This is a genomic window from Polynucleobacter sp. HIN9, assembly GCF_030297635.1.
Taxonomy (GTDB): Bacteria; Pseudomonadota; Gammaproteobacteria; order Burkholderiales; family Burkholderiaceae; genus Polynucleobacter.
This window is the reverse complement of sequence record NZ_AP028140.1, coordinates 1,519,624-1,545,120: the sequence shown is the minus strand read 5'-3', so window position 1 is coordinate 1,545,120 and position 25,497 is coordinate 1,519,624. Positions and strand designations below refer to the sequence as shown.

The window sequence follows — 25,497 nt, the reverse complement described above, 5'->3', positions numbered from 1 at the left end:
TCATGAATGCCTTACACACCACTTCGATTTCCTCGCTGCCATTAGTGTCGCGAGGTAAGGTACGCGATGTATATGCGATCGATCAGGATCATTTATTGATGATTACGAGTGATCGTATCTCCGCGTTCGATGTGGTGATGCAAGAGGCTATCCCTGAAAAGGGTGTTGTGCTCAATCAAATGAGTAATTTTTGGTTTTCTCATTTGGCCCACGTCATTCCAAATCACCTGACTGGTATTGATCCAACGACTGTAGTTGACCCGTCTGAGATTGATCAAGTGCATGGTCGGGCTGTGGTTGCGAAGCGCTTGACGCCAATCTTAGTCGAGGCTGTTGTCAGGGGGTATTTAGCGGGTAGTGGCTGGAAAGACTATCAAGAGACCGGTTCAGTTTGTGGAATTGCCTTGCCCAAGGGAATGAAAAATGCACAGGCACTACCAGAGCCCATTTTTACTCCTGCAGCGAAAGCCGAGATGGGTCACCACGATGAAAATATCTCTTATGCAGAGGTCGAGCGTCGAATTGGGGTTGAGTTAGCCAAAAAGATTAAGGACACCAGTATTCGTTTGTATACCGAGGCTGCAGACTATGCACGTCGGCGCGGAATCATTATTGCGGATACAAAATTTGAGTTTGGATTAGATACTGCAGGACAGTTAGTATTGATGGATGAGATCCTAACGGCCGACTCTTCACGATTTTGGCCCGCAGATACCTATCAAGTTGGCTCTAATCCACCCTCATTTGATAAGCAATTTTTACGCGATTGGCTTGAGTCGGTCAGGATTGAGGGCCAAGCTTGGAATAAGACTGCGCCAGCCCCTCATTTACCCGATGAGATTATTCGTAAAACGGCAGAAAAATACCGTGAGGCATGGCAGCGCCTAACCCAGTGATAGGGACCTAGACCCCTTTAAAGACTGCGATAATACAAATTTAAGATTCTTGGAGTATTCATGACGAGTCCGGTCATCGTAGGCGTGGTAATGGGATCCAATTCCGATTGGGATACGATGCAACACGCAGTCCAGATGCTTGAACATTTTGGGATTGCCTATGAAAAACAAGTTCTGTCTGCCCATCGCATGCCCGATGAAATGTTCGCTTACGCTGAATCTGCGCAGGTACGGGGCTTGAGAGCCATCATTGCTGGAGCAGGAGGTGCAGCTCATTTGCCCGGAATGCTGGCATCTAAAACGATTGTGCCGGTGTGGGGCGTACCTGTTCCCAGTAAATATTTGCGAGGAGAGGATTCCTTATATTCTATTGCGCAGATGCCTAAAGGCATTCCGGTAGCAACGTTTGCGATTGGCGAGGCTGGCGCAGCAAACGCAGCCTTACATATTGTCGGCATGCTAGCGCATTCCGATCCAGGGTTAGCAAAAAAATTGCATGCGTTTCGTGAGGAGCAAACCCAAGCTGCCCGCGCAATGAAGTTACCTTAAGTTACCCAATCTGAACGCATGATGAGTTCATCGCATAGTACTAATTTGAAGCATCAATCCGCAATTCTTCCACCGGCATGGCTTGGTATTTTGGGTGGCGGTCAATTAGGACGCATGTTTGTGCACGAGGCGCAATCGCTAGGCTATAAGGTTTGCGTCTTGGATCCCGATCCCTTGAGTCCGGGGGGCGCTGTTGCAGAAAAGCACCTTTGCGCTAATTACGATGATGCAGCTGCTTTACAAGAAATGGCAGCACTTTGCGCAACCATTAGCACTGAGTTTGAGAATGTTCCTGCGAAGACCTTAGACTATTTTGAAGAACAAGGAATCTTTGTTGCTCCCCGTGGCGCTTGTGTTTCGATTGCGCAAGACCGAATTGTGGAAAAGCAGTTTTTAGAACAATGCCAACGCCTCTCTGGGATTGGCCCAGCTCCCCATGCAGTGATTCGTTCAGAAAGTGATCTTGCACAACTGCCCGATCATTTATTTCCAGGGATCTTAAAGACCGCGCGCTTGGGTTATGACGGCAAGGGACAGGTCACTATCTATCAACGCAATGATTTAGCGAAGGCTTGGCACGATTTAGGTAGCGTGGCTTGTGTACTTGAAAAACGGATGCCGCTAGCATTTGAGGTTTCGGCATTAGTAGTGCGTGGTCACGATGGGCAATGCGTTGCGTATCCGATTTCGGAGAACGTTCATCGAAACGGGATTTTGCATACCAGTACCGTTCCATCCCCATCTCTTCTGGCGAGCTTAGTACCAAAAATCATTCATGCGAGTCAGTTAATTGCCGAAGAAATGGGCTATGTCGGCGTTTTGTGCGTGGAATACTTTGTGTTAGACGATCAAACCGTGATCGCGAACGAGATTGCGCCAAGGCCCCATAATTCGGGGCATTACACCATGGACGCTTGTGTAACCAGTCAATTTGAGCAACAAGTGCGAGCTATGGCGCGCCTGCCCTTAGGGGATGTGCGGCTGCTAACCAATGTCTCCATGCTCAATATTTTGGGGGATGCATGGTTTGTTTCTGGAACAATGCAAGAGCCTGCCTGGAATCGAGTACTCGATCATCTCAGTGCTAAATTGCATTTGTATGGCAAAGCAAGTCCCAAGCCTGGGCGCAAAATGGGTCATATTAATTGCTTAGGTCATACTATTGAGGAAGCAAAGCAAGCGTGTGCGGAAGTTGCCACTCATTTGGGGATTGATCCTTAAATTTGGTAATGACCAAGCCAAATTCGTCCTTAATCGATTGTGCTCTAGATGCAATTCGGACCGGGAAGCTCGTAGCCATTCCCACCGAGACCGTATATGGTTTAGGTGCTGATGCGAGTAATCGCGATGCAATCCAAAAAATTTACCAACTTAAGGGAAGGCCTGCCGATCATCCTTTGATTGTTCATGTTCAGGCACCACCAAGTGGCAGTAAAGATATTGAACAAGAGTGGTTGGCTATCTTAAGTCCCTGGACTCGGCATATTCCAGAGAGTGCACTGATTTTGATCAAGCACTTTTGGCCGGGACCTCTGACCTTGGTTTTTGAAAAAAGTAAATCGGTTCTGGATTCTGTGACCGGAGGACAGACCACCGTGGCGATTCGTTCACCGGCTCATCCATTGACCCAAGAGCTATTACATCGTTTTGGAGGGGGCATTGCTGCACCATCAGCTAATCGTTATGGACGTATTTCACCAACCTCAGCGGCCGACGTTGAGGCTGAGTTTCCAAATAATCCAGATCTATTGATTTTGGATGGCGGCCCTTGTGAGCATGGGATAGAGTCAACCATTTTGGATGTCTCTGGCGAAGGGCCACCTAAATTACTTCGCCCAGGATCAATTAGCCCATCCATGATTAAGGCAGGCACCGGAATTGATGTGACGAGTTCTGGAAATGCTGTAAACCAGCCCCGAGTATCGGGCACCCATCTGGCTCACTACGCACCCCATACCCCTCTGTATTTATATTTGGCTTCTGATCTAGCATCGCAACTGGATGCGTTGATTCGTGAAGCGCCTAAAGTCAAATTTGCACTACTTATCTGGGAGCAGGATTATTCACAGTATGAGGCTCTACTCAAAGCCTATTTGAATAATCTAACTTTTATAGCACTTGCGATGGATCCCGCATTAGTTGCAAAGCAACTCTATCGCCTCTTAAGAGATCTTGATCAAGGCCAATATCAGGGTATTTTGATTCCAAGCCCTCCAAAGACTGAGGCGTGGGATGCGGTACGTGATCGACTTCAGCGCGCATCTTTTGGATCTGGGCCGTCCTCCAATAACCATGTAAGCAATTGATCGTGAACCTCTTGGCCTCGATTGGCTTTGGGGTCATTGATGAACGAGGTCACTGCATAGATCCGACCTGATTTGCTATAGACATAACCTGAGATGGTGCGTACATTGTTTAGAGAACCTGTTTTGATGCGGGCCTCTGGCTTTTTCTTTAGGTGTAAAAATTTACGCAATTGAGTAATCAAGCGGTTTCGCATGGTTCCCTCGGATCCAGCGGCTGGCAAGGTGGCAGCAAAGGTCTCGGCAATCGGTAAGTTTTGAGCCGAAATCAAGAGGCTATTCAGATTGCGTGCAGAGATTGCTTCGTTACGGGATAAGCCCGAACCATTCTCAATCACGAGTTCGGGAAAATCCAATCCGCGCTGATTCAGCCAAGCTTGGACTACACCTTTTGCTGATTCAATATCAGCAGGCTTCCCAATTTTTTCAAGGGCGAGGGTCAAAAAAACTTGTCGGGCCATTACATTGTTTGAGAACTTATTGATATCCTCAGCAGCCTCCAAAAGACTTAAGCCTTCAATACTCAATAGAGGGCGGGCATATACAGGGACTGATCCAGCTTGACCACGAGGTGGTCGAACCCATAGCCCTCCCGCCTCTTCCCATGCTGCTGTAAATCCTAGAGTTAGGAAGGTATCGGGATCGAACTTGACCACATTGAATGTAACCCCGCGACAGTTCTGAGGTAGTTCGCCAGAAAAAATAGCTTGCCACTGAATTGCCGATTTATTCTTCACTTGAGAGTTTGCAATCTCTAATGGATTGGGAACCATCTCCAGCCGAAGATTACGCTTTGCCCCATCACATGGAGCCGAGCTCGTCATAATGTCATTTTGAATTGAGAGGCGGGCTAACTTCGGGGTATAACTAATCTGAAAGCCGTCACCATTTTTATTCGGATTAATCTGAAAAGAGAGGGTGCGAAAGGCATACAACAAAGGATCTGGGGGAACGTTATAGGCACGCAAGGTTTCACCATCAATCGTGATCTCTTCCATCACTTGCTTAGCGTACGCACTTCGATCAAAAACCAAATTTCCATCAATGCGTTGGATGCCAAGAGCTCGCAATTGTTTTGTTAGGCGATCAAGCTCTTCTGGGATCCATTTCGGATCACCGTGGCCCACAAAATAGATATTACCTTTTAAGGTCCCATTTTTGATCGCACCATCGGTGAAGAGCTCCGTTTTCCATCGGTACTTTGGCCCCAAAATATCCAGGGCAACCAAGGTGGTGAGTAATTTAATCGTGGAGGCTGGATTCATGGCAACTTCATCACGCCAACGAATAATCGAAGGTGAGCTTAGCTTTGGATTAGCTGCCGATGGAATTTCGCTAACCGCAATGCTGATCGAATCTTTCGGAATGCCACTACGTTTAATTGCCTGTTCAACGCCAGTGGGAAGGGTAGATTGGGCCACAGCATCATGACCAAGAAAATGGGCGAAGCAGAAAAGTGCTAGTACTAACCCTAGATTTCGAGTTAAAAAAATACAACTTAGCCCACTAAGGTTCATAAATCTCATTATTTTTTTACTTTGTCTAAAAGTATTTACAGATTTTCTGCATATCTTTGCTAGGATAAACGTGGAGATCCAGTTTAGCCAATGAATGGCAATCCGCTTCTCGATAAACAACACCCTATTAAAGGAAATTGATCATGACAAAAGCAGACTTAGTGGATGTGATTGCAGATGGAGCGGATTTAAGTAAAACCAAAGCGGAGGAGGTGCTTAATTTAGCTCTCGATGCGATCAAGGCGAGTGTTGCCAAGGGTAATACCATGCAATTAGTGGGCTTTGGAAGCTTTTCCTTGGGTTCGCGCGCAGCCCGCATGGGGCGTAACCCAAAAACCGGTGAAGCGATTAAGATTGCAGCCTCAAAAACAGTCAAATTTTCTGCAGGTAAGTCCTTTAAAGATGCAGTGAATAAACGCTAACTCTGATACAAAAAGACCTAGATGAGCAGATGAATTTATTTGGATTAGCCAGGTGCGTTGATCTGTTTGTCTAGGCGATGATTGCTAGTGGTGAGGCTTTCTCGGAATGATTGTTGTAGTACCCCCAGCTCAGCATCTGATTTTTCCAAATGAACGCATTGGTCATAGAGTAATTGATCTTTGCTGAGTAGTGCGCCCCCTTTAATTTTATGAATCAAACTCATGAGTAAGCTACGATCAACTCTCTCTTTGAGCATCTCCAGCGTCTCAAGTTGAACTTTATAAACTTCCTCCAGAATCAAATCATTCATCTGCAAAGACGCGTCTGAAGGTTTGATGGCTGCTTTCGTGGGGCGCGGATGTAAGTGTTTCAGTAATTCAGACTGAAGGCATTCTAGGCGGATTGGTTTAATCAGAACACCATTCATACCCGATTGAATTAGTTTGTCCTGCGAAGTCTGGGCATAGATATCGGCTGTAATACCAATAATCACAATATCGTGATAACCCATCGAGCGAATCATGCGAGCCAAATCGGTACCATGCATTCCAGGCATTGAGTGATCCGTGAGAATCATGTCATAGACATCCTCATGAAGATATTCGAGGGCCTCCCTAGCGTTGGCACATTGGTCAACATGAACACCAAGGCTTTGTAATTGCAAATAAAGAATTTGTCGGCTAGCAGGATGATCCTCGACAATCAGCGCTCGACTATTTTTAAGCAAAGGATGGCCTGATGAATTTAGAGAGCGTTGATCATTCTCAATCGGGTGACAGGTTCTAGAAAATGCAACAACAAAATGAATACTCGTTCCTAAATTAGGTGCGCTCTCAATAATTAATTGGCTTTGCATTAACCCAATGAGATGATTGGTAATGCTGAGCCCAAGCCCGGTACTTGAGCCCGACTCGCTGCTCGTTGACAGGTGAGAGCGAATTTGTTCAAACGGCATCTGCACCCGCTCAATATCTTCTTTGGCCATGCCAATACCTTGGTCAATCACCCGAAACTCTAATAATTGGCCTGCATGGTCATTGGCCAATATCCGAACTTCAAAAAACACGAGACCTTGCTCCGTAAATTTAATAGCATTACTGAGAAGATTGTGAAGAATTTGACGAATCCGTAAGGGGTCGAGCAGTAATAAATCGGCAATATTTGGATCAATAAAGCTAGCAAGGTGAAGTCCTTTGTTCTTGGCATACCCAAAGAAGGTTTGATTAATTTCAGAGAGAATTTGCTTTAAATCAACTGGCTCATGCTCGACCGTAAATTTTCCCGCTTCAATTTTGGCCATGTCGAGTACTTGATTGAGCATTCCCAATAAAGAAGCCGCGGACGTGTGGGCACTTTGCAATAACTCGCGTTGATGTGGGTTCAATGAGCTATTCTTCAGTAATAGTTCCTGAGCACCAATGACCGCATTCATTGGCGTGCGAATTTCATGGCTAACGGTAGCCAAGAATGCGGATTTAGCATCGCTGGCATCTTTAGCTTCTTGAGCAATGTTTAATAGGTCGGATTCCGTTCGGAATTGCTTCTTACGTTGCCAAATATGGTGCCCAATCAAAAATGCAATTAATGCAAAGGAGCCGGCCATGCCAAACCAGAGCCAATTTGCCAGATATCCCGATCGATTTGGCGCTAAGGATGGAATCGCTAATAGCTCACCCATAAAGATGGGGTCTGCTTCGTGCAATGATTTTTGAACAATCGAGTGCAGGATGCGATCCTGGTCTGCGATCAGCCATCGATAGGCAAATGGCTTATGACCTAAAGGCCGAATTTGTATTTTTTGAAGATTGAGTTGTTCGCTAAGATGCATTGCCAAGCGTAACGGCATCACAGCAAAGTGCGCCTCTCCTGTTAATAACTCTTGAGCAATTAATTCTGGTGAATTAATAAGGCGCGCTTGATTCATTGGCCCTGTAAAGTCATAGCCACGATCAAAAAAGATGGTCTTTTCAACTGTGGGATTTAATGAAGACGTGCTATTCGATTGCGTTGCTATCATCACATCCTGTCCCCAAAAGATTGGTTCTGTAAGTCGGCCAAGAAGCGCCGATTCCAGTTTCTGATTGGGATCAATCACAAGACTTACTTCGCCATTACGAATTTGATGAATGCCAGCTTCATCAGAGCTACGCCACTTTGGTGAAAATTCGAGGCCTGAACAATCTTTTAACTTTGATAGTAGTTTGGGATAAATGCCGCCATCCCAGTAGGGGCGATACTTCTCATGAATGCTAAATTGAACGATTGGATGGGCTTTGACCCATTCTTGTTCTGCTTGGGTAAATTGGGGAAAGCCTCCTTGGGCATGAGCGCATTCGAAGCAAAGCGCGATGCTTAGACCGAATAGCCACCCTAACAAAGAATGCATCGCGCTTCGTCCCAATCTTAGCCTTCAATAATGTGGTTATTGCGGCAAAAGAGAACCAGATCAGCGATATTGGAAATCCCTAACTTATCAAATAAACGATGCTTGTAAGTTGCAACCGTTTTGCTGCTGATATTGAGGTGGTCCGATATTTCTGCATTGGATTTTCCTTTACCCAGGTATTTCATGACTTGTAATTCTCGATCAGAAATAGACGCCATCTTCTCGCTATCGGATAGGGCTGCATGGCCGTTACGACCTGTTGAGAAGAAGGTGTAGCCTTGTGAAACGGCAACGCAGGCTGCCAGAATAATATTGGCGCTAGCTGTTTTGTTCACAAAGCCATGGGCGCCTAAGGAGCGTACTCTTCCTCCATAGACCTGCTCGTCGAGGCTCGATAGGATTAGGATACGGATATTGGGGTAAGAGATCCCAATCTTCCGGATAACATCAAAGCCATCGGTTTTGGGCATATCCAAATCCAAAATCACAATATCGGGCTGCACATTTTTTAAAACACTGAGGCATTCTTCGCCGCTTTGGGCTTGGGCCACCACTTCAAATGGCACTTGGTTTAACAGCATGGACTTCAATGCCATTAACATGGCAGGATGATCATCAATCAACATCACTTTATTACGCATTACAGGTCTCCTTGTGGTTAAAGTTATTTTGATGTTTGAATAGAAAAAAGTGCTTTACCAATACGACTATCTTGAATATGAATAATTTGATGTCGATTGACGGGTGAGAGCATCAGACTGCCATAGCAATAATCGATACCGAGTTGATAGGCAAGTTCGTTATCACGGACAAAAGTCACGTTACTGAAGTAAGTTTTGCAGGACCACTTCTTAAATAAGTGGATTTGGTCAATTAGTTGGGCGCTAGCCGAAGAGTTCGTCTCGCGGATGTGCGACGCATCGAAATGAACGGCCTCAAACTGAAACTGGCTAATTAATTTGATCGTATTTGGGTTGCCATCAAACTGAAGAGCATGAAATAGCACGCCCAAGCGCCTTAGCTTTGTGATGGCAGCACTTAATTCGTTATCGATGGCTTGGTGATTTGTAAGGCCAATATTAATTAGGCCGATGGGTAGCCTTGAATTTAAGATCAGATCGCATAGTCCATCAACACATGATGCAATCCTTAGATCAGATACATTGATTGGAAGAATGAGAGGGATGATGCGATTGCTGCATTGCCAGTAATGAATAGCATCAATTCCTTCCATGCAAAAGCGCAAGACCTCGGATGAGCTTGCCGTCAACAGGGGTCGAAATAAAACCCCCTTTAAGGCACTTCCGGAGCGATTGAAGATGGGTTCAAAATCAATCCCCCGATAGACGAATTCATTAACGGAGTTTTTTGGGGTGGGATGAGCAAATTCTTCTTGATCTCTCGGGCTTTCCCAATATGGCTGTTCAATGTCACGCAATTCACGGAAGGGCTTGTTCTTCCATGCCATCACCAAGTTATAAAGCCGTGATTTAGGGCTCATGCTTTTCTCCAATCGAATATCAATGAGTCTATGCATGCCAACCGTTTTAAGTAAGGGCATAAAGATGATTTATGTGTAAGAAATTTCCTACGCCTGCCTAGCTATGGAAGGCATCATCCAAAACCCATATTGCGTTGAAGGAGCGGGCTCTTGAAAACAGCGAATGAACACCTATATAATCAGCACTCACTACACTAGAGTGCTAATAATGATTATAAATTATTTCATTTTATTGAAAATATTTATATAAATCATATATTTAACTCAATGTGCAGAGATAATAAGGCAGCATATTTTATTAGTTAATACTTACTAACATAGGAGAGGGAATGAATCTACGTCCTTTACACGATCGCGTGATTATTAAGCGCTTAGATCAAGAAACAAAAACCGCCTCTGGAATCGTGATTCCAGATAACGCAGCAGAAAAGCCTGATCAGGGCGAGGTATTGGCCGTTGGCCCCGGTAAGCGTGATGACAGTGGCAAATTAAATGCCCCCGATGTCAAAGTTGGCGATCGCGTTCTATTTGGAAAGTATGCGGGTCAAACCGTAAAAGTTGATGGCGACGAGCTTCTTGTCATGCGTGAAGAAGACATCATGGCCGTTGTTCAGAAGTAATTAGGCAACTAGAAAGGAATTTAATCATGGCAGCAAAAGATGTAGTGTTTGGCGATAACGCCCGCGTCAAGATGGTTGAGGGTGTGAATATCCTCGCAAATGCAGTCAAGGTAACTCTTGGACCCAAAGGCCGTAATGTAGTGATCGAGCGCTCATTTGGCGGCCCAACCATCACCAAAGACGGTGTTTCAGTGGCTAAAGAAATCGAGCTCAAAGATAAGCTCCAGAACATGGGTGCTCAGATGGTCAAGGAGGTTGCTTCGAAGACCGCTGATATCGCAGGTGACGGCACGACAACCGCTACTGTACTAGCTCAGTCAATTGTGCGTGAAGGTATGAAGTATGTAGTTGCTGGTCATAATCCCATGGATCTCAAGCGCGGTATTGATAAAGCGGTAAGCGCTGCGATTGAAGAGCTCAAAAAAATCAGCAAGCCTTGCACCACCACCAAAGAAATTGCACAAGTTGGTTCGATTTCAGCGAATAGCGATGAGAGCATTGGTAAGCGTATCGCTGAAGCAATGGAGAAGGTTGGTAAAGAGGGTGTGATTACCGTCGAAGATGGTAAGTCTCTTGAAGACGAATTAGAAGTAGTAGAGGGTATGCAGTTTGACCGTGGCTACTTGTCCCCATACTTCATTAATCAGCCTGAGAAGCAAACCGCTGTGTTGGAGAACCCTTATATTCTCTTGTTTGATAAGAAGATCAGCAATATCCGTGATCTCTTGCCAGTTCTCGAGCAAGTGGCTAAATCAGGTCGCCCATTGATGATTGTTGCTGAAGATGTTGAAGGCGAAGCCTTGGCAACCCTAGTAGTGAACAACATCCGCGGTATCCTAAAAACATGTGCTGTGAAGGCGCCTGGTTTTGGTGATCGTCGTAAAGCGATGTTGGAAGATATTGCAATCTTGACCGGTGGTCAAGTGATTGCTGAGGAAGTTGGTCTAACACTCGAGAAGACCACTCTTGAGCATCTTGGGCAAGCCAAGCGTGTTGAGATTGGCAAAGAGAACACCACCATTATTGATGGTGCAGGCGATGCGAAATCGATTGAAGCCCGCGTTAAGAACATTCGCGTTCAGATCGACGAAGCCACCAGCGACTATGACCGCGAGAAACTACAAGAGCGTGTTGCTAAGTTGGCAGGCGGTGTTGCTGTAATCCGCGTTGGTGCTGCAACCGAAGTCGAAATGAAAGAGAAAAAAGCACGTGTTGATGATGCATTACATGCGACCCGTGCGGCCGTTGAAGAGGGCATTGTTCCTGGCGGCGGCGTTGCGCTGATTCGTGCAAAGCAGGGCATTGCTGGTCTCAAGGGCGACAATCCTGATCAAAACGCTGGTATTAGCATTGTGTTGCGCGCAATGGAAGAGCCACTACGTATCATCGTTTCCAATGCAGGTGATGAGGCTAGCGTAGTAGTGAATTCAGTAGCCGCTGGTAAAGGTAATCATGGTTACAACGCTGCCACGGGCGAGTATGGTGACTTAGTTGCTCAAGGCGTGATTGACCCAACCAAGGTTACAAAGACCGCGTTAGTTAATGCCGCATCTGTTGCTGCACTATTACTGACCACCGACTGCGCAATTGCAGAATCTCCAAAAGAGGAAGCTGCTGGCGGCGGTATGCCAGGCGGTATGGGTGGCATGGGTGGCATGGGTGGTATGGACGGAATGATGTAATTAAGACTTCGGTCCAAACTAAAGGGCAGCCTTGGCTGCCCTTTTTATTTGCATCAATTTTAGTTACGATGAGCTCTTGTAGATAAAAATCTACTAAGTGAGATCGGTGAATAAAATTTTATGGATCATAAGCATCTTGCTCTTATCTGGGTGCACCTCTCCTGTGAGGCAGCAAGAACCGATCGTTCTTAAAAAGGGAGATCCAATCGTTTTAGGAGACCAGTATTGGACGCTTGATTTCACTTATTTTTATAAGGGTAAGGAAGTCAAAACCGTTATCAGTCAATACGATCATCGCCGTGATTGTTTTGAGGCGATGTTTAAGATGCAAAAGGAAGCCAGCAAGAAGCCAAATAGTAGTGGTGCTGGTTTGTGTAAAAAATTATTTGTGGACGGACAAGAGCGGACCGATAAAGATCATTTGGGCTTTCGATAAAAAAAGGCAGCCTAGGCTGCCTTTTCATTACCGACTGATTTGATCAATCCACCGCTTTGACCATATCCTCAACCACCTTCTTAGCATCACCAAAGACCATCATGGTTTTGTCCATGTAGAAGAGTTCGTTGTCGAGGCCAGCGTAGCCAGCTGCCATCGAGCGCTTGTTGACGATGATGGTTTTGGCTTTGAATGCTTCCAAAATGGGCATACCGAAGATGGGGCTGCCGGGCGTGCGTGCTGCGGGATTTACTACGTCATTGGCGCCCAAAACAAGAACCACATCTGCCTGGCCAAAGTCGCTGTTAATGTCTTCCATCTCAAACACTTGATCGTAAGGAACTTCCGCCTCGGCTAATAGTACGTTCATGTGGCCTGGCATACGACCGGCAACAGGGTGGATCGCGTACTTCACAGTAACACCATGATGAATTAACTTCTCGGTGAGCTCTTTAAGGGCATGCTGAGCACGCGCTACTGCAAGACCGTAGCCAGGAACAATGATCACCGTATCAGCATTGGTCATCAAGAAGGCGGCATCCTCTGCAGAACCTGTTTTGTAGTTTTTGGGACCACCATCGTCACCACCTGCAGCAGCTTCCGCACCAAAACCACCGAGCAAAACAGCGGTAATTGAGCGGTTCATTGCCTTACACATAATGTAGGACAGAATCGCACCCGAGGATCCAACGCAAGCACCCGCAATGATTAACACTGGGTTGTTGAGGGTGAAGCCAATACCAGCTGCTGCCCAGCCAGAGTAGCTGTTGAGCATCGATACCACTACTGGCATATCAGCGCCACCAATCGGAATAATTAAGGTGATACCGAGCACTAGGGCGATTGCACACATGATCAAGAATGCGGCGTGACTATCGGTGAGAAAGTATGCAACGCCAGCAGCGACCATCAAGATCGCCATGATCAAGTTGAGCAAATGCTGCCCTGAAAAGCTCACTGGTTTACCGCTGACCTTGCCGGAGAGTTTTCCGAAGGCAATGACGGATGCGGTGAAGGTAATCGCACCAATAAAGGCGCCAATAAACAACTCAATCTTCTGAGCCCCGCTATGGGCTTGGGCGGGATTAAAGACCGCAGCAATCGCAATTAACACTGCTGATAAACCAACAAAGGAGTGCATTAATGCAACTAGCTCGGGCATCTTGGTCATTTGCACGCGTTGTGCTGCAATCGAACCAATGATGGCGCCCGCGATGATTGCTCCCCCAATTAACCAATAAACCGGCTTAAAGCTTGGAATGAGGAAGGTAGTAATAACTGCAAGTGCCATCCCAACCATGCCATAGACATTGCCTTGGCGCGAGGTGGTTGGGGATGAGAGTCCTTTGAGTGCCAAAATAAATAGCACGGACGAAACAAGATAAGAAATGGCTGTGAAGTTTGACATGATGTGCTCTCTTATTAGTTGCCAGCCGATTCGTTCTTCGGAGCTTTTTTCTTGAACATCTCAAGCATTCGCCGAGTAACCATAAAACCACCAAAGATATTGATGGATGCTAAGAAAATCGCTAGCGCTCCAATCAAGCTTGTTAGGGTGATTTCATCACCGTTGATGACTTCCGTTTGCAACATCGCGCCCACAATGATGATCCCTGAGATGGCATTCGTCACCGACATCAGCGGGGTATGCAAAGCAGGTGTTACATTCCACACCACGTGGTAGCCAACAAAAATAGCCAACACAAAAACTGTGATGTTTTGGACGGTTAATAGACTTTGAATAGCAGCAGCATCCATTTTGGTTCCCTCAATAATTAATTGGTGCGAATGGCTTGGCCATCACGGCACATCAAGCAGGCGGCAACAATATCGTCATCGGCTGCAGCTGGAATGGCAAGTTGCCCTTCCTTATTAATGATGAGCTTCATGAAATCAAGCAAGTTTCTGGCATAGAGGGCTGAGGCGTCCGCAGCCACCATGCTTGGTAAATTGGTGTAACCAACAATCTTTACGCCGTTGTGATTGATCACCTGGTCGGCTCGTGTAAGAGGACAGTTACCTGAACCGTTCTCGCCGCGCCCAGCGGCAATATCAATGACCACCGAGCCAGCTTTCATCTTCTCAACAGTATCGGTATGTAAGAGGACAGGAGGTTTGCGCCCCGGAATTAATGCAGTAGTGATCACAATATCAGCTTGAGCTGCACGCTCAGCCACCAGCGCCGCTTGACGCTTCATCCATGCCTCAGGCATAGGACGGGCATAACCACCAACCCCCTGAGCAATCTCGCGTTCCTCATCGGTTTCATAAGGTACATCGACAAATTTGGCACCCAGGGACTCAATTTGCTCTTTGGCAGCAGGGCGGACGTCAGAGGCCTCAATGACGGAGCCAAGGCGCTTAGCGGTCGCAATCGCCTGCAAACCGGCAACCCCAGCACCCAAGATAAGGATGCGGGCAGCTTTTACGGTTCCCGCAGCTGTCATTAGCATGGGCATAAAGCGCTGATACTCATTCGCAGCCAACATCACGGCCTTGTAACCGGCAATATTGGCTTGGGAGGAGAGCACATCCATACTCTGGGCACGGGTGGTACGCGGTGCGGCTTCGAGGGCAAAAGCGGTGATTCCCTGTGCTGCCATGGCAGAAATTCCTGCATTATCAAAGGGATCGAGCATGCCAATCAGGACGGATCCCGCTTTGATCTGCTTTAGTTCATCAGCCTGGGGCGCACGAACCTTGAGAACAATCTCACAGGCAAATGCGTCGGCTGCGGAGCCAATGCTGGCCCCAACGGCCTCATAAGCACTATCGGGAAGGCTGGCGCCAACCCCTGCACCTGATTGAATAATGACTTGATGACCTTGACTAATCAGCTTTTTAACGGTCTCAGCGGTCGCGGCAACCCGGGTCTCTCCGGGTCTGGTTTCCAGCGGCACTCCAATGCGCATGGCGTATCTCCAAAAGCAAGAATTTTTAAAAAAGGAACCATTTTAATTAATTAGCCATGCCTTGTGAGCTAGCCCGCCCAGTCTCCTGTATATCCCTTTGGCCAGAGCTTGACCGAGACTTTTACAATATGTGAGCTTGAAACAATTTCTGTATTTTCGCACTTTTTTAATGGTTTCCCCTAATAATTCTATTTTCCAGCCATGACCGCCACAGAATCCCAAAAAATTACACCTTCTGGCAGACCAAAGGTGGTGGTGGGTATGTCTGGGGGCGTTGACTCCTCGGTGGCCGCCTGGTTACTAAAAGAACAGGGCTATGAGGTGCTTGGTCTCTTCATGAAAAACTGGGAAGACGACGATCAGGATGAGTATTGTTCTGCACGGCAAGATTGGATTGATGTTGTATCTGTTGCTGATCTCTTGGGGATCGATGTTGAAGCAGTGAACTTTGCCCAAGAGTATCGTGAACGTGTATTTGCTGATTTTTTGAGAGAGTACGCGGCAGGTCGAACACCAAATCCGGATGTGCTTTGCAATGCCGAGATTAAATTCAAAGCGTTTTTAGATCATGCGATGCATTTGGGGGCTGATTTGATCGCTACTGGGCACTATGCCCGAGTTGAGCGTCATGCTGATCATGTGCAACTACTAAAAGCCCGGGATCTGACGAAAGATCAAAGCTATTTTTTGCATCGCTTAACACAAGCCCAACTAGCAAAAGTCTTGTTTCCCTTGGGTGAGATCACCAAAAAAGAGGTCCGTGAGATCGCTGCGGATTTGGGCTTACCCAACGCTCGTAAGAAAGACTCAACGGGGATTTGTTTTATTGGCGAGCGCCCTTTTCGAGAATTCTTAAACCGCTATTTGCCCAGAACCCCAGGCCCGATCCTGAGTGTGGATGGTAAGCAATTGGGGGAGCATATGGGCTTGGCATTCTTTACCTTGGGGCAGCGCAAAGGAATTGGTTTGGGCGGTAGCCAAGATGGAACCGGTGATGCTTGGTATGTGGCCCGCAAAGATGTTGCTAATAACACGCTCTACGTGGCACAAGGCCACGATCATCCTTGGTTATTGAGCGAAACCTTAGCCGCGATGGATGCCTCATGGGTTTCAGGCCATGAGCCGCCACTGGGCCAATACAGCGCAAAAACCCGTTATCGCCAAGATGATGCGCTCTGTGCAATTACCGCCGAAGACGGCGACTCCTTTGAGTTGCAATTCGAGACGGCTCAGTGGGCGGTGACGCCAGGCCAGTCCGCCGTTCTCTATCAAGGGGATGTTTGCTTGGGCGGCGGAATTATCGTTCGCTAAGCATTACTGCGCTGGTGGCGTAGTCTTTTTGAATGAGGGGCGATCCGATAGTTGTGCAAAATGCGTGGCAAGGTTTGGGTATTGAGTTTTCCAGTTGAGCTCCGGAAAGCGCAATTCAAACCAGCCAAGCGCACATCCCAAGGCAATGTCAGCAAGACTAAATTGATTGCCATGGCACCATTTAGAGTTACCTAAACTCTTTGACATGGTCTCCATACCCTGATGCACTTTATGCATTTGACGCTCAAGCCACTTCTCGCTTTGCTCGCCATCATTGCGAAAGGTTTTTTCTAGGCGCGCCAAAATACCGGCATCAATTACGCCATCGGCTAAGGCCTCCCAAGTTTTAACCGCAGCACGTTCCCGACCGGTGGCAGGAATCAGCTTGCCAACTGGACTTAGAGTGTCAATGTATTCAGCAATCACTCGAGAATCAAACATGGCACCGCCATCATCCATCAGCAGGCACGGAATCTTGCTTAAGGGATTAAATTGTGCAATCGAGGTCTCTGAGTCCCAGACATTCTCAAGGACCAGCTCGGCATCAATCTTTTTTTCCGCCATGACGATGCGTACTTTACGAACAAAAGGGCTAGTTAGGGATCCAATAATTTTCATAAGGGCGCAGTATAGCAATCTATGAGGTCGGCCATAAACCCATTAAAATCAAGTTTTGATTACTTTGTAACGAGAACCCCTTGTCCACCCTATCTTCATTAACGGCACTATCACCACTCGATGGCCGGTATGCAAAAAAACTTGATGCCCTGCGTCCTTGGCTATCTGAGGCAGCATTTATGCAACAGCGGGTGGTAGTCGAAATCCAATGGCTTTTGGCGCTGAGCGAGGCTAAGTTAGCCAATATTCCAAAGATTGATGCAGCCGATGAGGCTTTTCTCTTAAAACTAGCCAGTGATTTTTCAGAGGCAGATGCACAGCGTATCAAAGAGATCGAAGCGATTACCAATCACGATGTCAAGGCGGTTGAGTATTGGTTAAAAGAAAAAGTTGCGAAACGTCCAAAGTTGCTAAAGGCTAGTGAGTTCATTCACTTTGCTTGTACGTCGGAAGACATTAACAATACCTCGCATGGCCTGATGTTGCGGGGAGCACGTGATCATGTATTGATTCCACAACTGCGTTTAATTTTGAAGGCTTTAAATGAGCTCGCGGTTCGGCATGCCACCATTCCAATGCTATCTAGAACCCATGGTCAGCCAGCCTCACCAACCACTTTGGGTAAGGAGATTGCCAATATGGCAAAACGCCTAGAGCGAGCGATTCAAGCGATTAGCAATGTTGCGCTACTTGGCAAGATGAACGGTGCGGTTGGTAACTACAACGCTCACTTGGCAGCGTATCCAGACTTTGACTGGGAGCAATTTGCTAGAGGGGTTGTCGAACAGCGGCTTGGTTTGGAATTTAATCCCTATACGATTCAGATTGAGCCCCATGATGGCATGGCTGAGTTATTTGATGCAATTGCTCGTGCTAATACGATTTTGCTCGATATCGATCGTGATTTCTGGGCCTATATTTCTCTGGGTTACTTTAAGCAAAAAACCAAGGCAGGGGAAATTGGTTCTTCTACTATGCCGCACAAAGTCAATCCAATTGATTTTGAGAACTCTGAGGGTAATCTTGGGATTGCGAACGCACTCCTGCGTCATTTAGCTGAAAAATTGCCGATTTCAAGATGGCAGCGTGACCTTACTGACTCTACCGTTTTACGAAATTTGGGCCCTGCATTTGGTCATAGCGTATTGGCGTATGACAGCGCTCTACGCGGTCTTTCTAAATTAGAGGTCAATGTTACGGCGATTGCATCTGATCTAAATGATTGCTGGGAAGTTCTCGCTGAGCCCATTCAAACGGTCATGCGCCGTTATGGGATTGAGAACCCTTATGAGCAATTAAAGGATTTAACTCGCGGTAAGGCCATTACACGCGATGTATTGCAGCGTTTTATTAAAACCCTTGCGATTCCTGAGCCAGAGAAGAAGCGTTTACTAAAAATGACCCCTGCTTCATACACGGGCAAGGCCGCAGAGATGGCATCGCGATTGAAGCCTAGTAAGCGTTGAGTCGATCCAATCGCCCAGCTGCGCATTACCCCTTTGGCCTCTATTTTTTGTATGAGGCAATCTGGCATCTCTTAATACCCGTTGTTGTTGCTCGCCTGTTATGGCGCAGTCGTCACCATCGAGGTTATCGTCAGCATATCGCCGAGCGCTTTGGATTCAATCAAACCAAGAAATTTCAGACCCGGCCGATATGGATTCATGCGGTCTCGGTTGGTGAAACGCATGCCACCCAAGCCTTAATCGAGACACTGCTCCATGAAGGCCACCCCATTCTTTTGACACACATGACTCCGACGGGGCGTGAGGCAGGCAGAGCGCTCTATTGGAAAGCGATTCAACAAGGTCGGCTTGCGCAAGTCTATTTACCCTACGATATTTGTTGGGCGATCGAGCGTTTTCTGAAGCATTTTCAGCCCCGACTGGGCCTTCTTATGGAAACCGAGGCATGGCCCGGTTTTGTATTGCGGGCGCGTCAACTAGAGATCCCTCTTTTTCTGATCAACGCTCGCTTATCCGAACGTAGCTTTCAGCGCGTACAGAGTTTTGGTAGAGCGGGCCAGACACTGTTCCAGTCGTTTACAGGTATTTTGGCCCAGTCAGCCCATGATGCGAAGCGTTATCAAGCCCTTGGTGTTGAGAATGTGCAGATCGTTGGAAATATGAAGTTCGATATCGCCAGCCAACCTGAAACACGCGCCTTGGGAGAGCATTGGAAAAAAGCGGTTCAAGCTCAGGGGCGCCTTGTGGTTTGCGCAGCCAGTACCCGAGTCGGAGAAGAGGCAATCATTCTGGATGCCTGGAAGCATATTCTGAAGACCAACACTTGGTCTCATGCGCCATTGCTCATCATCGTGCCACGCCATCCAGATCGATTCTCTGAGGTTGCTGATCTTATTTATCAATCAGGATTAGCCTTTGAGCGCCGCTCTGGTTTCAGTGATCCACGCTCCAGTGAAGAAATGGATCCATCCTTGCATTGGGCAAAGATTGACGTTTTGCTTGGCGACTCTATGGGTGAGATGGCGGCTTACTATGCTGCTAGTGATTTTGTGGTGATGGGCGGCAGTCTATTACCAACCGGTGGACAAAATTTAATTGAGGCCTGTGCAAATGGTTGCCCCGTTATTTTGGGGCCACATACTTATAATTTTCAGAAGGCTAGCGAGGATGCGATTGCTTGTGGTGCTGCCATTCGAATCACTGGGGATTCTGAAATGGTGTTAATGGATACCTTAGCAAAGGTAATTGAAAATCTTTTACTAAATACGGTGGAGCGAAACAAGCGAAGTGACCATGCACTTGAGTTTGCAGCTGAACATCAAGGCGCAACCCAACGAATCTTAGAGCAGCTTAGACCTGCGCTCCAAAGTTAGGATCATCGGGACGATTGTTTTCATTTGGCTTGCGATCAGCTTTGATAAGATCTTCGCGTTTAATTCCAAGCCACATCGCAATAGCAGCGGCGACGAATACCGAGGAATAAATTCCAAACAAGATACCAATCGTCAGCGCAAGGGCAAAATAGAAGAGGGACGGTCCACCAAAAATTAGCATTGCAACCACCATCATCTCGGTACTGCCGTGCGTGATGACGGTACGGCTGATGGTGCTGGTAATCGCGTTATCAATAATTTCGCGCGGGCTCATCTTACGCTGCCGGCGAAAACTTTCACGGATACGGTCAAAGATCACTACTGACTCGTTCACCGAGTAGCCAAGAACCGCTAATACAGCGGCGAGTACAGAGAGCGAAAACTCCCATTGGAAGAAGGCAAAGAATCCCAGAATGATCACCACATCATGCAGGTTCGCCAAGATACCAGCTACAGCAAATTTCCATTCAAAGCGAAACGCGAGGTAAATCATGATGCCAATTACCACAAAGATCAGGGCTTTGATTCCATCGATTGCTAGTTCTTTTCCAACTTGAGGACCGACGTATTCAACGCGCTGCAGCTTCGCCCCAGAATTATTGGCCTCCAGTACTTGCATGACCGCAGTACTTTGCTGCGCGGATGGAATAACTTGACCGGTTTGATCGCGTTGCAAAGGCAAACGAATCATGACATCGCGCGAGCTTCCAAAGTTTTGTACCTGGGTATCGGTGTACCCAATTTTGGCAATCTGATCACGAATGGAGTCAAGGGGGGCGGTTTGTGGATAAGTAATCTCCATTACCGTACCGCCGGTAAATTCAATCGAGAGATGCAAGCCTTTTTGCCAAATAAAAAAGATCGCCGCTAAAAATGTAATAAACGAAAATGCATTGAGTAACAATGCATGGCGCATGAAAGGAATATCTTTGCGGATTCGGAAAAATTCCATGACTTATTTCCCCTGTGGCCGCCAGACTTGGCCAATCGAAATCGACTGCAACTTCTTTTGACGTCCGTACCAAAGATTGACGATGCCACGCGCAAAGAATACGGCGGAGAACATTGATGTCAAGATGCCAAGGCAATGCACTACTGCAAAGCCTTTAATGGGGCCTGAGCCAAAGGCAAGCAGGGCTAAACCAGCAATGAGTGTCGTGATATTGGAATCCAAGATCGTAGCCCACGCCTTATCAAAGCCAATCGCAATCGCTGTATGGGGAGCCGCACCATTGCGTAGCTCTTCCCGAATCCGCTCATTAATGAGAACGTTGGAGTCAATCGCCATACCAATCGCCAATGCCATCGCCGCAATGCCAGGCAGGGTGAGTGTGGCTTGTAGCATTGATAGTAAAGAAATTAAGAGAACTAAATTAACCCCAAGCGCAATGACTGAGAATGTGCCAAATAGCATGTAATAGGCAATCATGAAAATCGCGATCGCTGCAAAGCCATAGATGAGAGACGTAAATCCTTTTTCAATATTCTCAAGACCCAAGCTTGGACCAATGGTGCGTTCTTCAATAATTTCCATGGGGGCAGCCAGGGATCCAGCGCGCAAAAGGAGCGCAAGGTCATTGGCGCTTTCAGTGGTCGGCTGCCCAGTAATCTGGAACTTCGAGCCAAACTCACTTTGAATCGTTGCAATTGTTAATACTTCACCCTTGCCCTTTTCAAACAGAATCATGCCCATGGGCTTACCAATGTTCTCACGCGTTACCTCTTGCATTACTCTTCCGCCCGCGGCATCCAGTGAGATGTTGACAGAGGGGCGTTGGTTCTGATCGAAGCCAGCACTTGCATCGGTAATGCGATCGCCTGTGAAGATCACCGATTTTTTGAATACTCCAAGGCGATTCTCGCCAAATCGAAATACATCGGTACCGGGTGGCGGGGTTTCATTGAGACCAATTGTTGAGGCGACTGGATCTGCGAGGCGGGATTCAAGGGTTGCGGTACGACCAATAATATCTTTGGCGCGCGCAGTATCTTGAACGCCTGGAAGTTGCACCACGATGCGCTCCGCCCCTTGTTGTTGAATCACCGGCTCTTTGACCGCTAATTCATTGACGCGTTTATTGAGGGTAATGATGTTTTGCTTGACAGCATTTTCTTGAACTTCTTTAAGCGCACTTGCCTTAAATCGCCCAACGAGTTTGGCGCCATCGGCTGCTTTTTCAAGAAGCCACTCTAGATCAGCTTGAGGACCTGCCAGCGCCGCGCGGGCAGCATCTGCTTCTGTAGTCGATCCAAAGCGAATCGTAATGGCGTCGCCTGCGCGTTCAATGCCCTGATGACGAATCCCTTTATCACGTAGTTGTCCACGAATATCAGTCGCCAAGGAAGTCAGTTTCTTCTGGACTGCTCCTTGCATATCAACTTGCAACAAGAAATACACGCCACCACGGAGGTCCAGACCCAAAGGCATGGGAAGAGCATTAATTGAGCCAAGCCAATTGGGTGTATTGGAGAGAAGATTGAGCGCCACAATATAGTTAGGCTCTTTGGGATCTAGATTGAGCTTCTGATTAATTAAATCCCTTGCCTTGAGTTGTGTATCGGTATTTTCAAAGCGAATCTTGATGCTACCGACATTCCCAGTGCGCTCAAAGAAAATCCCCGTGTTTTGAATACTTGACTCGTTCAGCAGTGACTCAATCCGAGATTGGGTAGTGAGGTCGACCTTGATCGTAGGTTTGGCTGCGGAGATTTGAACTGCGGGTGCCTCACCAAAGATATTGGGTAAGGCATACAAAAAACCAATGACGAGAGCTACCCCAATAACAAGGTATTTCCAAAGGGGGTAGCGATTCATAGTGCTGGCTTAGTGAGCGCCAATAAAGCGCCCTGATTTATTAAACGGATTTAATCGTACCTTTGGGTAGAACGCTCGTTACTGCATTCTTTTGCATCTGCACTTCGGTACCTGGAACTAGCTCAAGGGTTACGTACTGATCTTTAACAGCAGTGACTTTCCCCAAAATACCACCGGCAGTAATGACCTCATCGCCAGCAGCAAGTGCCTCGAGCATCGCTTTGGTCTCTTTCTGCCGCTTCATCTGTGGACGAATCATGATGAAATAAAGCACCACGAACATAAGGATTAAGGGAGTAAAACTCATTAATCCACCAGCATCACCACCTGCAGCAGGCGCGCTTTGCGCAAAAGCATTGCTAATCAACATCTTGGGGCCTCCAATTAATTACGACACATAAGCCGCAATTCTAAACCGACTGGCGCTCAGCCGGGATTTTGAGACTAACCCTAAAGCCTTAGTCTTGGTGGGGCTCAATGCCGCGTTGGCGTTGGCGATGAAACAGGGCTTTAAATTGCGAGAAAACCCCCTCTTTAAGAGCAGAGCGAATGCCTTCCATGAGCTCAAGGTAGTAGTGAAGATTATGGATCGTATTTAACTGAGCCCCGAGAATTTCATTGGCTTTTTGGAGGTGATGCAGATATGAGCGGGTAAAGTGTCGGCAGGTATAGCAGGTGCATTGCATATCAATCGGTCGATCATCGTCACGGTAGCCGGCATTGCGAAGTTTGAGATCCCCAAAGCGGGTAAATAGCCAACCGTTTCGGGCGTTACGCGTTGGCATCACGCAATCAAACATATCAATCCCCATGCTGACCCCAAGCACTAAATCTTCAGGGGTTCCAACCCCCATCAGGTAATGCGGTAAGTGTTTGGGTAGGCGCGGCCCTGTATGACTCAAGATGCGCTCAAATTCAGGCTTGGGTTCGCCAACCGATAGACCCCCAATCGCAATCCCATCAAAGCCTTGAGTGGCTACACCCGCGAGTGATTCGTCTCGAAGTGTTTCATACATGCCACCCTGAACAATTCCAAATAGGGCATTACCAGTTTCCAATTCACGAAAGCGCTTGATCGAGCGCTCGCCCCAACGTAGTGACAATTGCAGAGATTCGCTCGCGGATTTTTCGGAAGTGGGTTGTCCTTGAGTTTCATAGGGCGTGCATTCATCAAATTGCATTGCAATATCGCTATTGAGCGTTGCTTGAATCTCCATCGACACTTCGGGTGACATAAATAATTTATCGCCATTAATCGGTGAAGAGAAGGTGACGCCATCTTCCGTAATTTTGCGAAGGGCGCCCAAGCTAAATACCTGAAAGCCTCCTGAGTCAGTCAGGATCGGTTTATCCCAGCCCATAAATCGATGCAGACCGCCATGTTTGCGAACCACATCTAAACCAGGACGCAGCCATAAGTGAAAGGTATTGCCCAAGATAATTTGGGCTTGCATTTCGTGAAGGTCACGGGGGGTAACGGCTTTCACAGTGCCATAGGTTCCCACTGGCATAAAAATAGGGGTTTGAACCTCACCATGGGGTAGGCGTATTTTCCCAAGACGCGCGTGGCTATCGGTGTCCTCTTTAATGCATGTGAATTCGAGTGGGCTCATACCCGCATTGTCTCAGGTTCGCCGCAGAAACATGGCATCACCGTAGCTGAAGAATCGGTAGCGCTCGCGAATAGCATGAGCATAGGCGTGGCGAATTGCATCGAGCCCAGCAAACGCACTAACAAGCATGAGAAGTGTTGACTTTGGTAAATGAAAATTCGTGATGAGTGCGTCGACGATTTTGAACTCAAAGCCAGGCGTAATAAATAAATTTGTTTCACCTTCAAGTTGACCGGTGATGGCATAACTTTCCAGTGTTCGAATGCTTGTAGTGCCCACTGCGATCACCTTGCCCTGATTTTGTTTGGTACGTTCAATTGCCTCGATCGTATTTTTGGGGATCGAGTACCACTCATAGTGCATTTGATGGAGCGCCAAGTCTTCATGCCGAACCGGAGTAAATGTCCCTGCGCCAACGTGCAAGGTAATGGCTGCTTGTTGTACCCCATGATCCCGTAGACGCTTGAGTAGAGCCTCATCAAAATGTAAGCCTGCGGTTGGAGCGGCTACCGCCCCAGGTTTTTGAGCCATCACGGTTTGGTATCGATTGGCATCTTCCTCATCGGGTGTGTGGCTAATGTAGGGAGGTAATGGGAGTTCACCATAGCTCTCTAATACAGACATTGCATTCTCAGGAAATACAATTTCGTAGAAATCACTATTCCCGCCAATATTGACCCGACCATTCACTATGAGCGTTGGGGCGTCGTCGGCCGTGATGGAATCAGAATGGGCGCGCAGCCGGATTTTGCCTCCGGGTTTTGGAACCTTGGATGCACGAATCTGAGCAATCGCTTGATTAGGCCCCGTGATGCGTTCAATCAAAACCTCAACCTGTCCACCAGTTTCCTTTTGGCCAAACAGGCGGGCCGGAATAACTCGGGTGTTATTAAAAATAAGGAGATCGTTTGGACTAATTAATTGGACAATATCGGTAAATGAACGATCAATGCACTCAGGTCTCCCATCCGCAGTCTGCACCAGCTCCAAGAGCCGGCTGGCGGATCGTTGTGGAAGAGGATGCTGAGCGATTAGCTCAGGCGGGAGGTCGTAGTTGAAGTCGGATAATTGCATGG

At 47.3% G+C, this 25,497-nt stretch carries 24 protein-coding genes; 11 read left to right on the top strand and 13 right to left on the bottom strand.

What is annotated here, in order from left to right:
* Positions 1-2 precede the first annotated feature (2 nt).
* The 4 genes from QUE62_RS07700 to QUE62_RS07685 are packed head-to-tail and all read left to right on the top strand — an operon-like array spanning position 3 to position 3,751.
* On the top strand, positions 3-896 hold the full coding sequence (locus tag QUE62_RS07700; protein WP_458574825.1) for a phosphoribosylaminoimidazolesuccinocarboxamide synthase: 894 nt from the start codon (positions 3-5) through the stop codon (positions 894-896).
* A gap of 60 nt (positions 897-956) precedes the next feature.
* Positions 957-1,445: a 5-(carboxyamino)imidazole ribonucleotide mutase gene (purE, locus tag QUE62_RS07695; RefSeq protein WP_286261378.1), complete on the top strand. Its 489-nt coding sequence runs from the start codon at positions 957-959 to the stop codon at positions 1,443-1,445.
* Between the two features lie 18 nt (positions 1,446-1,463).
* The gene (locus tag QUE62_RS07690; RefSeq protein ID WP_286261376.1) at positions 1,464-2,666 is read left to right on the top strand and encodes a 5-(carboxyamino)imidazole ribonucleotide synthase; all 1,203 of its coding nucleotides are present in this window, start codon (positions 1,464-1,466) and stop codon (positions 2,664-2,666) included.
* Between the two features lie 8 nt (positions 2,667-2,674).
* The gene (locus QUE62_RS07685) at positions 2,675-3,751 is read left to right on the top strand and encodes an L-threonylcarbamoyladenylate synthase (RefSeq protein ID WP_286261373.1); all 1,077 of its coding nucleotides are present in this window, start codon (positions 2,675-2,677) and stop codon (positions 3,749-3,751) included.
* Here the strand turns inward: QUE62_RS07685 and dacB are convergent.
* A complete protein-coding gene (dacB, locus tag QUE62_RS07680; protein WP_286261371.1) occupies positions 3,697-5,169 on the bottom strand; it encodes a D-alanyl-D-alanine carboxypeptidase/D-alanyl-D-alanine endopeptidase in 1,473 nt (490 codons plus the stop codon). The genes QUE62_RS07685 and dacB overlap by 55 nt on opposite strands.
* Positions 5,170-5,408: 239 nt before the next feature.
* On the opposite strand from dacB, the gene QUE62_RS07675 reads away from it, so the two are divergent.
* The gene (locus QUE62_RS07675) at positions 5,409-5,687 is read left to right on the top strand and encodes an HU family DNA-binding protein (RefSeq protein WP_108509010.1); all 279 of its coding nucleotides are present in this window, start codon (positions 5,409-5,411) and stop codon (positions 5,685-5,687) included.
* A gap of 44 nt (positions 5,688-5,731) precedes the next feature.
* Here QUE62_RS07675 and QUE62_RS07670 read toward each other — a convergent pair whose 3' ends face one another.
* The 3 genes from QUE62_RS07670 to QUE62_RS07660 are packed head-to-tail and all read right to left on the bottom strand — an operon-like array spanning position 5,732 to position 9,575.
* Positions 5,732-8,074 (bottom strand): response regulator, encoded by a 2,343-nt coding sequence (locus QUE62_RS07670; protein ID WP_286261369.1) that lies wholly within the window; start codon positions 8,072-8,074, stop codon positions 5,732-5,734.
* 17 nt (positions 8,075-8,091) lie between these two features.
* Positions 8,092-8,715, bottom strand: a complete 624-nt coding sequence (locus QUE62_RS07665; RefSeq protein ID WP_108509008.1) for a response regulator transcription factor — start codon at positions 8,713-8,715, stop codon at positions 8,092-8,094.
* A gap of 23 nt (positions 8,716-8,738) precedes the next feature.
* Positions 8,739-9,575: a diguanylate phosphodiesterase gene (locus QUE62_RS07660; RefSeq protein ID WP_286261367.1), complete on the bottom strand. Its 837-nt coding sequence runs from the start codon at positions 9,573-9,575 to the stop codon at positions 8,739-8,741.
* Positions 9,576-9,904: 329 nt separating this feature from the next.
* Between QUE62_RS07660 and groES the strand changes: the two genes are divergently transcribed.
* The 3 genes from groES to QUE62_RS07645 all read left to right on the top strand — a co-directional run bounded on the left by groES (position 9,905) and on the right by QUE62_RS07645 (position 12,313).
* A complete protein-coding gene (gene groES, locus QUE62_RS07655) occupies positions 9,905-10,195 on the top strand; it encodes a co-chaperone GroES (RefSeq protein WP_108509006.1) in 291 nt (96 codons plus the stop codon).
* Between the two features lie 26 nt (positions 10,196-10,221).
* The gene (groL, locus tag QUE62_RS07650; RefSeq protein WP_286223475.1) at positions 10,222-11,877 is read left to right on the top strand and encodes a chaperonin GroEL; all 1,656 of its coding nucleotides are present in this window, start codon (positions 10,222-10,224) and stop codon (positions 11,875-11,877) included.
* 163 nt (positions 11,878-12,040) lie between these two features.
* Positions 12,041-12,313, top strand: coding sequence for a hypothetical protein (locus QUE62_RS07645; RefSeq protein WP_286261365.1), 273 nt, complete (start codon positions 12,041-12,043; stop codon positions 12,311-12,313).
* Positions 12,314-12,356: 43 nt separating this feature from the next.
* Here the strand turns inward: QUE62_RS07645 and QUE62_RS07640 are convergent, their stop codons facing one another.
* From QUE62_RS07640 to QUE62_RS07630, 3 genes are read right to left on the bottom strand one after another with little or no spacing between them, the layout of a single operon-like run.
* Positions 12,357-13,721: an NAD(P)(+) transhydrogenase (Re/Si-specific) subunit beta gene (locus tag QUE62_RS07640; protein WP_286223473.1), complete on the bottom strand. Its 1,365-nt coding sequence runs from the start codon at positions 13,719-13,721 to the stop codon at positions 12,357-12,359.
* A gap of 14 nt (positions 13,722-13,735) precedes the next feature.
* The gene (locus tag QUE62_RS07635; protein WP_286223472.1) at positions 13,736-14,071 is read right to left on the bottom strand and encodes a proton-translocating transhydrogenase family protein; all 336 of its coding nucleotides are present in this window, start codon (positions 14,069-14,071) and stop codon (positions 13,736-13,738) included.
* Positions 14,072-14,088: 17 nt separating this feature from the next.
* Complete coding sequence (locus QUE62_RS07630) at positions 14,089-15,225, bottom strand: Re/Si-specific NAD(P)(+) transhydrogenase subunit alpha (protein WP_286261363.1); 1,137 nt, start codon at positions 15,223-15,225, stop codon at positions 14,089-14,091.
* A 201-nt stretch (positions 15,226-15,426) separates the two neighbouring features.
* Between QUE62_RS07630 and mnmA the strand changes: the two genes are divergently transcribed.
* Complete coding sequence (gene mnmA / locus QUE62_RS07625; protein ID WP_286261361.1) at positions 15,427-16,536, top strand: tRNA 2-thiouridine(34) synthase MnmA; 1,110 nt, start codon at positions 15,427-15,429, stop codon at positions 16,534-16,536.
* 3 nt (positions 16,537-16,539) lie between these two features.
* Here the strand turns inward: mnmA and QUE62_RS07620 are convergent, their stop codons facing one another.
* Positions 16,540-17,154, bottom strand: a complete 615-nt coding sequence (locus tag QUE62_RS07620) for a glutathione S-transferase family protein (RefSeq protein WP_286223469.1) — start codon at positions 17,152-17,154, stop codon at positions 16,540-16,542.
* A gap of 80 nt (positions 17,155-17,234) precedes the next feature.
* Between QUE62_RS07620 and purB the strand changes: the two genes are divergently transcribed.
* Together purB and waaA are read left to right on the top strand one after the other, a co-directional pair.
* On the top strand, positions 17,235-18,620 hold the full coding sequence (gene purB, locus QUE62_RS07615) for an adenylosuccinate lyase (protein ID WP_286261358.1): 1,386 nt from the start codon (positions 17,235-17,237) through the stop codon (positions 18,618-18,620).
* Positions 18,617-19,993, top strand: coding sequence for a lipid IV(A) 3-deoxy-D-manno-octulosonic acid transferase (gene waaA / locus QUE62_RS07610; protein ID WP_286261356.1), 1,377 nt, complete (start codon positions 18,617-18,619; stop codon positions 19,991-19,993). Before purB ends, waaA begins: the two co-directional genes overlap by 4 nt.
* On the opposite strand, the gene secF is transcribed toward waaA, so the two are convergent.
* From secF to queA, 5 genes are all read right to left on the bottom strand, one after another.
* Positions 19,971-20,945 (bottom strand): protein translocase subunit SecF, encoded by a 975-nt coding sequence (gene secF / locus QUE62_RS07605; RefSeq protein ID WP_286261354.1) that lies wholly within the window; start codon positions 20,943-20,945, stop codon positions 19,971-19,973. The genes waaA and secF overlap by 23 nt on opposite strands.
* A 3-nt stretch (positions 20,946-20,948) precedes the next feature.
* Entirely contained in the window at positions 20,949-22,808 is a 1,860-nt protein-coding gene (secD, locus tag QUE62_RS07600) for a protein translocase subunit SecD (RefSeq protein WP_286261352.1), read from the bottom strand.
* 40 nt (positions 22,809-22,848) lie between these two features.
* Positions 22,849-23,178 carry a preprotein translocase subunit YajC gene (gene yajC, locus QUE62_RS07595; protein ID WP_286261350.1) on the bottom strand — a complete coding sequence of 110 codons (330 nt, stop codon included), beginning with the start codon at positions 23,176-23,178 and terminating at the stop codon, positions 22,849-22,851.
* Between the two features lie 88 nt (positions 23,179-23,266).
* On the bottom strand, positions 23,267-24,421 hold the full coding sequence (gene tgt / locus QUE62_RS07590) for a tRNA guanosine(34) transglycosylase Tgt (protein ID WP_286261348.1): 1,155 nt from the start codon (positions 24,419-24,421) through the stop codon (positions 23,267-23,269).
* 12 nt (positions 24,422-24,433) lie between these two features.
* Positions 24,434-25,495 carry a tRNA preQ1(34) S-adenosylmethionine ribosyltransferase-isomerase QueA gene (queA, locus tag QUE62_RS07585; protein ID WP_286261346.1) on the bottom strand — a complete coding sequence of 354 codons (1,062 nt, stop codon included), beginning with the start codon at positions 25,493-25,495 and terminating at the stop codon, positions 24,434-24,436.
* Positions 25,496-25,497: the final 2 nt, after the last annotated feature.

What these genes read in the sequence shown, in the direction of transcription:
- QUE62_RS07700 (WP_458574825.1), top strand. Translation starts at nt 3, where the DNA reads ATGAATGCCTTACACACCACTTCGATTTCCTCGCTGCCATTAGTGTCG.
- purE (WP_286261378.1), top strand. Translation starts at nt 957, where the DNA reads ATGACGAGTCCGGTCATCGTAGGCGTGGTAATGGGATCCAATTCCGAT.
- QUE62_RS07690 (WP_286261376.1), top strand. Translation starts at nt 1,464, where the DNA reads ATGATGAGTTCATCGCATAGTACTAATTTGAAGCATCAATCCGCAATT.
- QUE62_RS07685 (WP_286261373.1), top strand. Translation starts at nt 2,675, where the DNA reads ATGACCAAGCCAAATTCGTCCTTAATCGATTGTGCTCTAGATGCAATT.
- QUE62_RS07675 (WP_108509010.1), top strand. Translation starts at nt 5,409, where the DNA reads ATGACAAAAGCAGACTTAGTGGATGTGATTGCAGATGGAGCGGATTTA.
- QUE62_RS07670 (WP_286261369.1), bottom strand. Translation starts at nt 8,074, where the DNA reads ATGCATTCTTTGTTAGGGTGGCTATTCGGTCTAAGCATCGCGCTTTGC.
- QUE62_RS07665 (WP_108509008.1), bottom strand. Translation starts at nt 8,715, where the DNA reads ATGCGTAATAAAGTGATGTTGATTGATGATCATCCTGCCATGTTAATG.
- QUE62_RS07660 (WP_286261367.1), bottom strand. Translation starts at nt 9,575, where the DNA reads ATGAGCCCTAAATCACGGCTTTATAACTTGGTGATGGCATGGAAGAAC.
- groES (WP_108509006.1), top strand. Translation starts at nt 9,905, where the DNA reads ATGAATCTACGTCCTTTACACGATCGCGTGATTATTAAGCGCTTAGAT.
- groL (WP_286223475.1), top strand. Translation starts at nt 10,222, where the DNA reads ATGGCAGCAAAAGATGTAGTGTTTGGCGATAACGCCCGCGTCAAGATG.
- QUE62_RS07640 (WP_286223473.1), bottom strand. Translation starts at nt 13,721, where the DNA reads ATGTCAAACTTCACAGCCATTTCTTATCTTGTTTCGTCCGTGCTATTT.
- QUE62_RS07635 (WP_286223472.1), bottom strand. Translation starts at nt 14,071, where the DNA reads ATGGATGCTGCTGCTATTCAAAGTCTATTAACCGTCCAAAACATCACA.
- QUE62_RS07630 (WP_286261363.1), bottom strand. Translation starts at nt 15,225, where the DNA reads ATGCGCATTGGAGTGCCGCTGGAAACCAGACCCGGAGAGACCCGGGTT.
- mnmA (WP_286261361.1), top strand. Translation starts at nt 15,427, where the DNA reads ATGACCGCCACAGAATCCCAAAAAATTACACCTTCTGGCAGACCAAAG.
- QUE62_RS07620 (WP_286223469.1), bottom strand. Translation starts at nt 17,154, where the DNA reads ATGAAAATTATTGGATCCCTAACTAGCCCTTTTGTTCGTAAAGTACGC.
- secF (WP_286261354.1), bottom strand. Translation starts at nt 20,945, where the DNA reads ATGGAATTTTTCCGAATCCGCAAAGATATTCCTTTCATGCGCCATGCA.
- secD (WP_286261352.1), bottom strand. Translation starts at nt 22,808, where the DNA reads ATGAATCGCTACCCCCTTTGGAAATACCTTGTTATTGGGGTAGCTCTC.
- yajC (WP_286261350.1), bottom strand. Translation starts at nt 23,178, where the DNA reads ATGTTGATTAGCAATGCTTTTGCGCAAAGCGCGCCTGCTGCAGGTGGT.
- tgt (WP_286261348.1), bottom strand. Translation starts at nt 24,421, where the DNA reads ATGAGCCCACTCGAATTCACATGCATTAAAGAGGACACCGATAGCCAC.
- queA (WP_286261346.1), bottom strand. Translation starts at nt 25,495, where the DNA reads ATGCAATTATCCGACTTCAACTACGACCTCCCGCCTGAGCTAATCGCT.